Genomic DNA, 12,629 nt, shown 5'->3' on the forward strand with positions numbered 1-12,629 from the left:
ACAGACACATGAGCACTATTCTTCACATCACCGCCAGTATCCGTGACGGCGAAAGCGTTTCGCGCAGCCTCGGCACCAAGCTGGTCGAAAACCTCGCAGCCAAGCAGGACGCCGAGGTCGTCACCCGCGACCTCGCGAAGAACGAGATCCCGTTCATCGATGCGGAGCGTTTCGCGGCAAACCTCGCGCCCTATGCCGACCGTTCGCCCGAGCAGCACGAACTGGCCAAGGTTGCGGACGAGCTGATCGAGGAACTGAAGGCAGCCGACACCATCGTGTTCAGCGTGCCGGTCTACAACTTCGCCGTTCCCGCCACGGTCAAGGCGTGGGCCGACCTCGTCGCCCGCGCAGGCACGACCTTCCGCTATACCGAGAATGGGGCCGAGGGCCTGCTGACCGGCAAGAAAGCCTATATCGCAATCGCGTCGGGCGGCACGCCGATCGGGAGCGAGATCGACTTCATGAGCCCGTGGCTGAAGTTCTTCCTCGGCTTCCTCGGCATCACCGATGTCGAAATGGTCGCCGCCGATGGCATCAGGGGTGAAGGCGGCGAAGAGAAGATCGCCGAAGCCCACGAAGAAGTCGAACGCCTCGCCGCCTGATCACGCGGGCTTGTGAGCCGCCATTATCTCCCGCCGCTTCTGGATTTCATAATATTCGGGGCGGCGCGGGAATTTCGCTGTCAGTAATAGCAGCAGCGCAACCGACAGTCCGGCAGCCACGATGATGAATATCGAGGGCAGGCCGCCGAGCGCTTCTGTCTTGCCCAGCATGATCGCTCCGAACGAAATTCCGAAGTTCGATACCGCCATGTAGATCGTGAACTGCGTCGCTGCGACGGTCGGATCGCACAGCCGCATCGAGATCGGCAGCAATGCGACCGTGATCAGCATGTCGAGCGGGATCCAGAAATAGACGAACGCCATGAAGACGGCCGAGTTGCTCCAGTGTTCGACCGCTCCGAACATGACCGCGCACATCGCGATGCCCGACGCCACCCACATGATGCCGATCCGCTTCGCGCCGTATCTGTCTCCGAGCCAGCCTCCGAGCGTCATGCACAGAACTCCGGCCAGCAGGCCGGCTGTTGCGGTCAGGCTGGATATTTCGGCAGTGTCCCAGCCCACATAATTGGCCCCGATGAGCGGTGTCGCACCTGCGAAGCCGCCATAGAGGACCCCGCGCCCGAACAGGCAAGGCAGCCACAAAAGGCTCGACGACTTTCGCATCGAGTTGAACGTGGACTTGAGCAGCGGCCACCAGGCATCGAGCTGGATTTCCAGGTTCCTCTCGTGGGCCCTGCCGCTACTCCACGGCATCGACCTTTCGCCCTGCCGCTCCCTGAACGAGGCAATGTAAACGCACAGGACAAAAATCAGGGCGGCGACAATCAGGAATGCCGCTGGCGCTCCGAAGTCCCCGATTACGAAACCGCAAATGGCCGTTGCGGCGGCGATACCAATCGCCTGACCGCCGAACATCATGCCGGAACCTCGCGCTCGCTCATCCTCGGTCATGATATCGACCGCAAGGCCATCGACCGCCACGTCCTGGAACGTCGTCGCCAGGTTCAGGGCAAAGCCGATACCGCCGAGAATTGCGACGTCTTTCACGGAAGGCTCTATTAGCGCTGCGATCAGCAGGCATGCGATCATCACGAGCTGCGCACCAAGGATCCACGCCCTGCGTCGCCCCATGGGCAGGAAGGTATAGCGGTCCATGATGAACCCGTTGACGAGCTTGAGCGACCACGGAAGCGCCGTCAGCGCAGCCACGGAGCCGACATCGGCCGCAGGCGCCCCTTTCACGGCCATCCATGCCGGCACCGCGAACCAGAACAAGCCGATCGGCATGCCCTGCCCGACGTAGAGAATGAAAAGGGTGAACAGCCGCAAGCGCTGGCTGTCTTCAAGGATCAGTGATTTTCCGGACGCGGCAGATGCCATCGCTTAGCCCCCATAAGCATGAGTAACGGCTGGCTATCTGCCCTTGGCCGATCGCGTCCCTACGATCCGATTGGCGTAGTGCTGCCCTATCGCGGGCGATCTAGCAAGGTCAGCCGGGCACGTTTCGCTTCAGGTCATCGAGCCACAGATCCGCTACGGCATCGCTGGGCGCACGCCAGTCGCCTCGTGGTGAAAGCGCGCCGCCCGCGCTGACTTTCGGCCCGTTGGGCATGGCGCTGCGCTTGAACTGGCTGAAGCCAAAGAAGCGCTTCACGAAGTTTTCCAGCCACTTGGCGATGGTGGGCAGGTCGTATGCGTTCTTGGCATCTTCGGGGAAATCGATTGGCCACTGCCCTGCCTCGGCATCCTTCCATGCGTGCCAGGCAAGGAACGCCACATGGCTCGGACTTTGTCCCCAGCGAATGACGTGGTGCAGGAAAAAATCGTTCAATTCGTAGGGGCCGATGATCGATTGCGTGCTCTGAATGGTGCCATCCTCGTCCGCAGGAACCAGTTCGGGGCTGATTTCGGTATCGAGGATATCGAGCAATACCTCGTCGACATGATCGTCGAACTGGTGCGTCGTCGTGGTCCAGCGAATGAGATACTGGATGAGCGTCTTCGGCACGCCCGAATTGACGCCATAGTGGCTCATCTGGTCGCCCACGCCATAGGTGCACCAGCCTAGGGCGAGTTCGGACAGGTCGCCGGTTCCGATCACCCAGCCGCCATGCTGTCCTGCAAGGCGGAAGAGGTAGTCCGTGCGCAGGCCCGCCTGGACGTTTTCGAAGGTGGTGTCGTAGACGGGATGTCCGTCGGCGAAGGCGTGGCCGATATTTTCCAGCATCATCGTCGCCGTCGGCTTGATGTCGATTTCTTCTGCAGTGATGCCGAAGGCCTTCATCAGCTTCCATGCGTTGGACTTGGTCCCGTCCGACGTTGCGAAGCCGGGCATGGTGTAGCCGCGAATATCGGTGCGGGGGCGGCCCAGGCGGTCCATCGCCTTGGCGGCGACCAGCAAGGCATGGGTGCTGTCGAGCCCACCCGAGATGCCGATGACCAGGCACTTGGGGCGCGTGGCCTCGATCCGGCGCATCAGGGCGTCAACCTGGATGTTGAAAGCCTCGTAGCAATCCTCGTCCAGCTTCTCCTGGCGGTTCGGGACGAAGGGGAAGCGGCGGATCGGCCGGACCAGTCCGTTGTCTTTTGGCGCCGCGCCGTGCTCGAACCCGATTGTGCGGTACCAGTCTTCCGGGCGACCCGCCGCATCGGCTGCATCGCCCCAGGTCTGCATCCGCATGCGCTCTGCAAGGATGCGGCGCGTGTCGACGTCTGTCACGCACAGCTCGGGCTCGTGATCGAAACGCACGCTCTCGATCAGCAAATCGCCCAGTTCGTAGATCATGCCCTGCCCGTCCCACGAAAGGTCGGTGGTGCTTTCGCCATAGCCACTGGCGGAATAGGCATAGGCGCAGACATAGCGTGACGAGCTGGCGCGCGTGAGCATGTGCCGCTCGTCCGACTTGCCGATCGTGATGTTCGATGCGGAGAGGTTGAGCAGGATCGTCGCCCCGGCCAGCGCGGCAAGCGTACCGGGCGGATTGGGCGACCAGAAATCCTCGCAAATCTCGATACCGAAAGTGAAGCCGGCAAGGTCTTCCGCTTCGAAGACGATGTCCGTTCCAAACGGCACCGTTTCGCCCAGCACGTCGATTTCCAGCGCGACGCAGTCGCGCCCGTGGCTGAACCAGCGCTTTTCGTAGAATTCGCGGTAATTCGGCAGGTAACTTTTGGGCACCACGCCGAGGATACGCCCCTTGGAGATTGTGATGGCGCAATTGTATATCCGCCCGTTCCGCCGCAGCGGCGCGCCGATGACCAGCAACGGTGTGAGTGTGCGCGACCGCTCGAGTATTTCTGAAAGATGCCGTTCGACCGCCTCCAGAAGCGCGGTCTGCAAATGCAGGTCGTCGAGCGCATAAGAGGACAGGCTCAGTTCCGGATAAAGCAGGAGATCGACGCCCTGCTCATGCGCTTTTTCGGCCTGCTCGATTATGCCTTGGGCATTGTAGGCGATATCCGCGGTGCGGACTTTCGGCGTGGCGGTTGCGACGCGTACGAACCCGTGCGTGTGCAAATCGAAAAAGGGATGCGTGTCACCGCTGGCCATGGGTCGCGTTTCTTTCTGTTGGTTTTCTGCAGGCTCTATCCAGTCCGCAGGCTCGCAAATGCCGAGCTCGGAGAGCGTGCGCTGGGCCTGTGCGCGGGCTATGCGCCCCTTGCTTTCCCAGCCGAACACGGTCTGCGTCTTGAAGCCATGACGGGACGCAAACTCTTCTGCGGACAGAGGTGGTTTCTGCGCCAGCCGCCATGCCTTGAGTTTCTGCCCTGCTCTATGCATTTCCTGCGATTATCCCGAAAAGATAATTCGCGCAAGGATCAAGCCGCAGCAAGCAACTCCGCCACGTCGGGGGCATCCTGCAGTAGCTCCAGCAGCCCGCGTTCGTCCCGCGTCAGCCACTGCGTGGCCCGTGGCAGCTTAAGCGAAGCACGCCATTCCTCCTGGCGATCGACCAAATCGATCACGGCCGGATGGATATAGCTCTTGCGCGTTACGGCGGGGGTGTTGCCGAGTTTCTGCGCAACACAATCGAGCAGTTCCTTGATCGGCAGCCTGCCCTCGCCCTGGCGCAGGCACTCGAAGGCCAGCACGCTTGCATGCCAGGTTCGAAAATTCTTCGCAGTAAACCGCTCGCCCATGGCCTCTTCGAGATAGGCGTTTACATCGCTCGAGCCGACGGGATTTACCTCGCCATCATCGTCGACATATTTGAATACGTTCTGGCCGGGCAGGTCCTGCATCTTGCGCACCAGCCGAGCGAGGCTGCCGTCGGTCAGCGTTACTTCACGCTGCTTGCCGGACTTTCCACGATAGCGAAGGCGCAGGGTCTTGCCGGTCACCTCTGCATGCCGTCGCCTCAAAGTCGTCGCGCCGAAACTCTTGTTACGCTCGGCATAACCTTCATTGCCGACGCGAACCGCACCGAGATCGAGCAGTCGCACCACGCTTGCCACTGCCCGGTCGCGGGTCAGTTTTCGGCCGCGCAAATCTTCCTCCACCCGCTTGCGAACAAGGGGGAGCAATGCGCCGAACGCGATGCAGCCATCGAATTTCTCGCCTTCGCGGGCAGCGCGGAAATCGGGGTGATAGCGATATTGCTTGCGACCCTTCGCATCCAGGCCGGTCGCGAGAATATGGCCGTTCGGCGCCGGACAGAACCATGCGTCCTCATAAGCGGGCGGAAGGGCGATCGCGTTGAGCCGCTCCTTCTCCTTGCGGTCGCGAATAAGCTCGCCCTTGGGATCGTAATACGCCCAGCCCTTGCCTGCGCCCTTGCGGGTGATGCCGGGCAGGCTGTCGTCTACATAGATGAGCTTCGTCATGGCGAAGGGAAGAACCGTGGCAAGCGTGTAGCGGTTCCCCACCTTGCGACGAATGGAAGGGTGAATTAGCCCGACCAAAAAGGAGATCACTATGGCCGATGCGACTTACACCCCGCCCGAAGTCTGGACCCACGACGCCGAAAACGGCGGGCGCTTCGCCAGTATCAACGCTCCGACAGCAGGTGCCCGCGAGCAGAAGGACCTCCCGGTCGGAAAGCACGATTTCCAACTCTACTCGCTGGCAACGCCGAACGGCGTGAAGGCAACCGTCATGCTGGAAGAGCTGCTGGAAGCCGGTCACTCCGGCACCGAATACGATGCCTACACGATCAATATCGGCGACGGCGTGCAGTTCACCAGCGGCTTCGTCGACGTGAACCCCAACAGCAAGATCCCCGCCCTCCTCGATCGCAGCGGCGACAAGCCCGTTCGCGTTTTCGAAAGCGGCGCGATCCTGATGCATCTCGCTGAAAAGTTCGGCGCATTCCTCCCGACAGACCACACGCGCGCCGAAGTGCTCAGCTGGCTGTTCTGGCAGATCGGCAGCGCGCCATTCATCGGCGGCGGCTTCGGGCATTTCTACGCCTATGCGCCGGAGAAGTTCGAGTACCCCATCAATCGCTACGCCATGGAGACCAAGCGTCTCTTCGATGTTGCCGACAAGCGGCTCGCGGACAGTGAATATCTTGGCGGCAAGGATTACACGGTCGCCGATATCGCGGCATGGCCATGGATGGCGCCCTTCGTTGAAGGCACCATCTACAACGAGGCAAAGACCTTTCTGTCGATCCACGAGTACGAGAACGTCGCGCGCTGGGCAAAGCAGATCGCCGACCGCCCGGCGGTTAAGCGCGGACGGATCGTCAACAAGGCATGGGGCGATGAAGACACGCAGTTGCTAGAGCGTCACTCGGCTGCGGATTTTGAAGGAAAGAAGCTTTAATCCCCCCTTCACATTGACGGCGGGCACGCTATAGGAGCGCCCGCCTGCTGGGGTGTAGCCAAGTGGTAAGGCACCGGTTTTTGGTACCGGCATTCGCAGGTTCGATCCCTGCCACCCCAGCCAAGCAGCCTCGAGAAAGACAGAAAAGCCGAGAATTCCGCGGATTCGATTCCAAGGGATTCGCAGTTGTCCCCAGCAACTGTCCCAAGCGGCTGTCCCAGGCAGGGATGACAGCGGCCTCACGAAGGCTCGTTCCATGCCCCGATCACCAGTTCAGAATATCAAACGCCGCGGCGCCGTTTACTGGTGGCGACGCACCCTTTCGCTCGGAAAGTTGGCATTTTCAGAAAATCGACTCATAAGCTTGGAGTTCAGCCTCTTCACAAAAGAGCTGGACAGCGCCCGCGGCCGTGCCGCGGCGATGACCGCTTATAGTGAAAGGCTGAAAATGAGTTTCCGGGATAACGTCGCACAGTTTGGACTCGACGAGCAGACTATCTCATCGATCTTTGTGGAAGAGGTTCGCAGCTACCGCAACGAGCTGGTCCATCTCGAAGCCACTTGGAAGGCTCATCCAGAGTGGAGCAGGGTTTCCAACCGCGAGGATGATCTGGGAGTTTTCCAGGCACTCTGGAAGGGCATTGCCGATGAAGGTGTTGGCGTGCCGAGAGACTGGGACTTTGTCGAAAAGCATTTCGCGGAGTTCGACCATGACATGCAATGCCGTGTGCGCGATCTGCTCCGCGATCACCGCGACCTGCCGGAATCGCTTCGGCTGACCGCGCAGGCGCGCCTTGAGCAGGCTGGCGCTCCCAGCAACGCGGTCAGCATACCGGTTGCTGTGGATGTGATCGCCCGCGCCCGCGCCGAGGCAGCCCGGCGCGTGAAGGAAAATTCCGATTTCAACGATCTGGCCAAGCTCGCATCTCTCGCGACTTCATTTGTGAAGTCGGTGATGCCTCACGGAACAGAGGCCCCTGCCGCAAGCCACTTCCCTAGCGCGTCGCCTTTGCTACCTGCGTCTCTGAACGCAGAACAGCAACGCTACGCAGCGATGTCACCGACCGAGTTCGCCGAGGTATTCATAGGTGAAAAATTTGGTGGATTGGAACACCGTGAGGGCAACAAGCGCCAGCGCGAAATCGTCCAAGAATCCACCTTCCGAGATATCCGTTGGGTAGCGGTATTGCTTGAGAAGGCGATGCCCGAGGGAGTGCCCTTCTCACAGGTCACGATGGAACACGTGACCAACCTCGATAGCTGGTTTGATCTTCTCCCGACAACCATTGGAAAGTCGCCGAAGGATAGGGAGCCGGAAACGACCTTCGAAATGATCAGGGAACGTGCGCTTGAGCGAATCGACAGCGGGGAGCTGAGCCCCGAACAGATCGGCCTAAGCGTTAACACCAGCAACAAGCACTGGCAGAACTTCGCGCGCATGCACAAATACCTTCGATCGCTCGTTCCCGGAGTGTTCGAAGTAGACGTTTCAAAGTTCGTCACTCCTGAAACGAAGGACGAGCGAGAAGCTCGAGACGCTTACACCAAAGAACAGGGCCAGGCGATTTTCAGCCTACCTCCTTGGACGGGTTGTGCAGGCCTCGACGACAGACTGAAGTCAGGCACCCACATCATTCACGATGCGCTCTTCTTCATTCTCCTGCTAGTCTGGTATACGGGCGCGCGCAGGGAGGAAATTTGCAAGCTCAAGCTGGACGATGTTTTCGACAGCGAACCGCATGGCATTCCCTATATCTTCATTCGTCCGACCGATACCGGCAGGATCAAGTGCAAGAGTTCGAAACGAAAAATCCCATTGCATGAAGAACTCTTCCGCCTTGGCTTCTTAAAGTATGTCGCGGCTTTGAGGGCCGCAGGTGAGACCCTTCTTTTTGCAGAGATGTATCCGTCAAGCGGGACCAAGCGAAAGATCGGCGACGTGTTCTACAAGAACTGGTGGATTTACTTGCGCCCCTTCGTGCCTGACCTGAAACGCGGACAGGCGATGCATGCCGCTCGGCACTCTTGTTCCGATGCTCTCAAGCAAGCCGGTATAACTCTCGAGAAGCGCAACGACTTTTTAGGGCAAAGCCAAAAAGCTCTTGGCGAAGGCGCTGCGAGATACTCCGAACCGCTCGCCCTCAAAGGAATGAAGGAGATGCTTACGGACATCCCTTCGGTAACCCTTCATTTGGATGACGTCAGCGAGATTAATCTTTTGCCTGCTGAGCTGCGCGTCCAGCGCCCATCGCGCGAAAAAAAAGTGTAGTCAGGCTTTCCCTCTGATGCAGGCGACTGCGGATGCAAAAAAGGGGCACGATCGGCGCCCCTTTTGTCATGTGTGGACAGGCAGGGCGCGGTCCCGCTACAGCTGTTGCCACGCCAGATAACTTGCGAGCAGTTTGCGGCGGTGATTTACGGGACAAAACGCCTGGAGCCAGAATATCCATGCCGCCTGGGCCTCGCAGCCGATCTGACCGAGGCGCGCGAGCAGCGTGGAATCGGTCTAGGCCAAGATGAACTCGACCTGTTTAACCGATTACAAGGTGGCAGAATCCCTGAGAGCGATTTAGTTTGCGATGCAGGCTGTGTCCTTCATGGTGAGACCATGAGCCAACCTGATCATTCCGCCATCGCCATCCAGCTTATCGCAGAGGCTGCCTTTCACCAACCTGATGCAGATCGATCATCCCATAGCTTCATTATTCAGCACCCCGGCGAAGAATACCGCATGTCCGGTCTCGGCATTAACTTACACTATTGCGAAACGGCATTCACGAAGGCAATTTTGTATGTCCGTCGATATGGTGCGCCCTACCTCGGTTCGTTGTCTTTCTCTGACGTGCGGTCACTCATCACAGATTTTGTGGCGAGCAGCTTTTACCTTGTCTCCAACGAAATCTGGGGTGTTTGGTTTTCGGAAAGCTTTCGAGAGCGCCTATCCGATAAAAGTTTGACAGAATGGGGCCAAGCTTTGGCGACTTCGCGCCTTTTCATAGAGCCACGGGAACTGACTCTATTCCCCCTCACGGTTATCAAGTGCGAACACCCATTCATCGGCCGGGACTTTTTCCTTGTTGGACCGAACGACCTCACACCCGAGATGATCGGTTCGGTAAGCTCCTCGAAGGATTTTATCGCAAACCAATTTCCTCCTTTTCGAGGGGCGAGTGCCCCACCGAAACCAGTCTCTTCATGGCTTGGCATTTGGGCTCCGAACGTTGAGACCGCCAAAAGATTCCGCGCGACTGTCTTGGGTGCGCTTGCGCTAGTGCCTAATGCGATCGAGCGATACCTTTTTACCATGCGAAAGGTCGTATCGGGCAGGTGCACGCTAATCGGTCCACGGTATTCCATTTCTATCGGCGACCCACACACGCCGGGCCTTTCCGAAGACATCGTCCTCGTTAGTGAGGATGCAAAATGGCTCAACAAGCTCGATCATATGCTCACCAGTCCGAAGAAGGCCCATAGGCGACGGATGCGCGCGCTCGAATATCAGTTTCGAGCATGGGCCCCCGACCCAGCCAAGCGTTTCCCCAGCCTCGTGGGATCCATTGATGCGATATTTGGCGGCGACGGAAGTGGTGCAACGCAAGCCGTTGTCGATGCGGTGGAGCCACTCATGGGCAAGGAATACGACAGCGCTCGCATCCGGATGCTTCTCAGCCTGCGCGGAAGCGTAATCCATGGCGGCGCTCCCAATGTCTACGAGTCGAAGAGCTATCGCCGCTACTATGAGAGTTATCACGAGGATGCTGTTCGTGATCTCGAACAGATCGTAGCGAAATGTCTGCAGCACGAAGTCTTTGGCGAAGATTTTCGCGAGAGACCCTTCACATACGCCCATCTTCTCGAGGAGCGGAAACGAATAAGGATGTAGCGAACGGAGAAGATGGACTCATTGATAAAAAAAGAAAAAGCCATGACTAACACCCGTGCTTGGCGTGCAAAGCCTAGAACTAACAAGGCCAACTCGAGACAGACACGGAACTGCCTGTGTCGTGAAAGCCATCCGGACTGTTAGAAATGTCCAAGAAGATCGGCGAAGGAATCCCACCAAGATCTTCAGAAAGGGCACACTAAGCGAAATTGCTGGCAATACATGCGGGTCCTTTGCACACGCTGCCAAGTCGAGGTGTCTTTTTCAAAAAGATACACTGACGTTTCGGAATTGCAGGCACTTTGCCGGCGCGCTTTGCCAGCATGGTGAGCGGCCTCAGTGCTCGTCACGACGGTTCGGCCCAGCGCAGCGGTATCGATCGCGTGATCACACTCGCTTCCGGCCGGGCCTACACCGTCGACGAGAAGGTGAGGATGAACGATTGGCCTGACATCCTGCTCGAGCGTTGGAGCGACGAACAGCGGGGCACGCCCGGCTGGATCAAGAAGCCGCTAGCTTGCGACTTCATCGCCTATGCCTTCGCTCCCAGCCGCCGGTGCTATCTATTGCCGGTGGTGCAATTGCAGCGCGCCTTGCGCCTGAACGGTCGGCAGTGGATCGAGCGATATGGGGAGCGGTTCGCGATGAACCCGGGCTATCGGTCGAGCAACGTGCCTGTGCCGATCGAAACGCTCATGGGCGCGATCTCCGCAGCCAAGGTGCTTTGATAAAGTTCACCTCTCGCGACGTTCAGTGCGGGAGCTGCTTCCCGAAATTGTCCGCACCCGCGATTTTTGCCGGAGACCTTTCTATCACGCGGCCTTCGAAGTCGGCGGCGTTCTTCGAAGTAATCACCCCTTCAAGAATCTTCGACTGCAGCCTCAGAAGACTAACGTCGCTGTGAACCACCTCGACGATACGCCAAAACGCATAGAGCAAAAGCCAAGCAATCGTTGCGGACATCCCTCGACCGGCAATGTCAGCGACCCATTCCTGTGCCGTGAGCCGATCGATAACCTCGACCGCATCGTTTGCGACAATAAGCAATACGACCGCAGCCAAACACACGAAAATAAGCGCGCGAAGCTTGCGAGCGTTGGCTTCAAGGTTCTTCGCAACCTGTCGAAACTGATCGAGATCGAAGTGATCGGCATTCGTGAATGGCATGCCACGGGCCAGTCTGACCAGCACCGCTGCGGCGATGATCGATATTGCCGGAAGGAGAGCCGGCCGCAATGTTTCCCAAGTTCCCACCGGCACAAAGAACCCCGCTGCGAGCAAGCCCGCAGTGGTGATCGCGACAGTAGGCCAAGAAATCTTCATACCATCTATATACGTTTCATGGAGTGATTTTACCATCATGAAGGAATCGCCGATGCACTTCGAGCATTTGGTCACGCGCGTCCTCTAGAACGAGCAAGCCGCTCGCCCCATCCACCTTAGTGATCCCCATGTCTTGGAATAAGCGGGCGTCAGCGCCTTTGGACGTTCCGCTCTTCGTTCGCACGGTCACCTCGCCATCTGGGAGGTTCCGCAGCCCGGATGCTAGGTCCTTCATGAAATTCTTCTGAATTTTACGCTTCTTCGCACGATATCCGATGCTGACGAGAACCTCGAGTGCGGCTTCGTCAGGCACAGCATCAATCAGTTCCTGGGCTTTGAGTGCCCCGTAGAGATCATTCAGTATTTCTCGGCTTTTAGCCCACCCCAGAGCTCCGCCACCTAATTTTTCGCGCTCCTCGACCTCGATTACGTTTGCAGGGTCCTCAGGCTGCGGCGGATCGGCATGGAGCGTTTCTGGCACAATACCCCCCACCTGAATGAACGTTGGCTCATCATCCGCGAGTTGATCTTGATCGAAAAGCGCCTGGAGCTGCACATAATGCTCCGCGCCAATCACATTCGCTTTGCTAGCGAGCAACCAGGTGAGATATTGCTCCATCGCGCCAACTTGCAACGACGCGGACTGGATCTGGTAAAAGTGATCGCCCACAGCCAACCAATAGCTAAGCCCGTGAAGATATTCATGGCCCTCGGGAGCTGCCTGCTCGGCAATTTCATACGCTTCTAGGACAGCCTCCAGTTCGGGCTGGGCGTCGTCATCAGCCAGCTTCAGCAGCGCTTGCATCTGACCAGGGGCGAACAAGCATGTTGTCCCGAATACATAGGTATCATCGACAGCAAAATTGTTGAGGGCGCGCTGATATTCCGGCTGCGTCGGCACGTTCACCGTTCGGTGCTTCACGTGCTCTTTGATTTTCGAGCCGTCTCCGCCGTCAGCCTCCAGTGCGGCCGCTATCCGATCGCTTAAGGTTTCGTCTGGAAATGCACCTTCCTCGCGCGAAAGTCGACGATAGTGAATGCGGCAAGGCTTTTTGGCCATCGAGTCCCCCTTAGACTTGATTGGTGACTT

Annotated in this window: 10 protein-coding genes and 1 tRNA gene; 6 read left to right on the forward strand and 5 right to left on the reverse strand. The window is 58.4% G+C overall.

Annotated elements, in window-relative coordinates:
• The first annotated feature begins 8 nt into the window (after window positions 1-8).
• Window positions 9-602, forward strand: coding sequence for an FMN-dependent NADH-azoreductase (locus BM173_RS06385; protein ID WP_090478962.1), 594 nt, complete (start codon window positions 9-11; stop codon window positions 600-602).
• Here BM173_RS06385 and BM173_RS06390 read toward each other — a convergent pair whose 3' ends face one another.
• From BM173_RS06390 to BM173_RS06400, 3 genes are all read right to left on the reverse strand, one after another.
• Window positions 603-1,946, reverse strand: a complete 1,344-nt coding sequence (locus BM173_RS06390; protein ID WP_090478965.1) for an MFS transporter — start codon at window positions 1,944-1,946, stop codon at window positions 603-605. It abuts the gene before it with no gap.
• A gap of 109 nt (window positions 1,947-2,055) precedes the next feature.
• Window positions 2,056-4,116 carry an NAD(+) synthase gene (locus tag BM173_RS06395; protein WP_090480195.1) on the reverse strand — a complete coding sequence of 687 codons (2,061 nt, stop codon included), beginning with the start codon at window positions 4,114-4,116 and terminating at the stop codon, window positions 2,056-2,058.
• A 269-nt stretch (window positions 4,117-4,385) separates the two neighbouring features.
• The gene (locus BM173_RS06400; RefSeq protein WP_090480198.1) at window positions 4,386-5,390 is read right to left on the reverse strand and encodes a DNA topoisomerase IB; all 1,005 of its coding nucleotides are present in this window, start codon (window positions 5,388-5,390) and stop codon (window positions 4,386-4,388) included.
• Between the two features lie 91 nt (window positions 5,391-5,481).
• Between BM173_RS06400 and yghU the strand changes: the two genes are divergently transcribed.
• From yghU to BM173_RS06425, 5 genes are all read left to right on the forward strand, one after another.
• Entirely contained in the window at window positions 5,482-6,333 is an 852-nt protein-coding gene (gene yghU, locus BM173_RS06405; RefSeq protein ID WP_090478968.1) for a glutathione-dependent disulfide-bond oxidoreductase, read from the forward strand.
• A 48-nt stretch (window positions 6,334-6,381) separates the two neighbouring features.
• Window positions 6,382-6,456: transfer RNA gene (locus BM173_RS06410), tRNA-Gln, on the forward strand.
• A 133-nt stretch (window positions 6,457-6,589) separates the two neighbouring features.
• Complete coding sequence (locus tag BM173_RS06415) at window positions 6,590-8,602, forward strand: site-specific integrase (protein ID WP_090478971.1); 2,013 nt, start codon at window positions 6,590-6,592, stop codon at window positions 8,600-8,602.
• A 141-nt stretch (window positions 8,603-8,743) separates the two neighbouring features.
• A complete protein-coding gene (locus BM173_RS06420; protein ID WP_143089579.1) occupies window positions 8,744-10,216 on the forward strand; it encodes a hypothetical protein in 1,473 nt (490 codons plus the stop codon).
• Between the two features lie 326 nt (window positions 10,217-10,542).
• Entirely contained in the window at window positions 10,543-10,944 is a 402-nt protein-coding gene (locus BM173_RS06425; RefSeq protein WP_245755800.1) for a hypothetical protein, read from the forward strand.
• Window positions 10,945-10,966: 22 nt separating this feature from the next.
• On the opposite strand, the gene BM173_RS06430 is transcribed toward BM173_RS06425, so the two are convergent.
• On the reverse strand, window positions 10,967-11,578 hold the full coding sequence (locus BM173_RS06430) for a hypothetical protein (protein ID WP_143089580.1): 612 nt from the start codon (window positions 11,576-11,578) through the stop codon (window positions 10,967-10,969).
• Window positions 11,556-12,599, reverse strand: coding sequence for a hypothetical protein (locus BM173_RS06435; protein ID WP_090478982.1), 1,044 nt, complete (start codon window positions 12,597-12,599; stop codon window positions 11,556-11,558). The genes BM173_RS06430 and BM173_RS06435 overlap by 23 nt, the downstream gene beginning before the upstream one ends.
• Window positions 12,600-12,629 lie beyond the last annotated feature (30 nt).

Source organism: Qipengyuania nanhaisediminis, assembly GCF_900115585.1.
In the GTDB taxonomy this organism is placed as follows: Bacteria; Pseudomonadota; Alphaproteobacteria; order Sphingomonadales; family Sphingomonadaceae; genus Qipengyuania; species Qipengyuania nanhaisediminis.

What these genes read in the sequence shown, in the direction of transcription:
- BM173_RS06385 (WP_090478962.1), top strand. Translation starts at nt 9, where the DNA reads ATGAGCACTATTCTTCACATCACCGCCAGTATCCGTGACGGCGAAAGC.
- BM173_RS06390 (WP_090478965.1), bottom strand. Translation starts at nt 1,946, where the DNA reads ATGGCATCTGCCGCGTCCGGAAAATCACTGATCCTTGAAGACAGCCAG.
- BM173_RS06395 (WP_090480195.1), bottom strand. Translation starts at nt 4,116, where the DNA reads ATGGCCAGCGGTGACACGCATCCCTTTTTCGATTTGCACACGCACGGG.
- BM173_RS06400 (WP_090480198.1), bottom strand. Translation starts at nt 5,390, where the DNA reads ATGACGAAGCTCATCTATGTAGACGACAGCCTGCCCGGCATCACCCGC.
- yghU (WP_090478968.1), top strand. Translation starts at nt 5,482, where the DNA reads ATGGCCGATGCGACTTACACCCCGCCCGAAGTCTGGACCCACGACGCC.
- BM173_RS06415 (WP_090478971.1), top strand. Translation starts at nt 6,590, where the DNA reads ATGCCCCGATCACCAGTTCAGAATATCAAACGCCGCGGCGCCGTTTAC.
- BM173_RS06430 (WP_143089580.1), bottom strand. Translation starts at nt 11,578, where the DNA reads ATGATGGTAAAATCACTCCATGAAACGTATATAGATGGTATGAAGATT.
- BM173_RS06435 (WP_090478982.1), bottom strand. Translation starts at nt 12,599, where the DNA reads ATGGCCAAAAAGCCTTGCCGCATTCACTATCGTCGACTTTCGCGCGAG.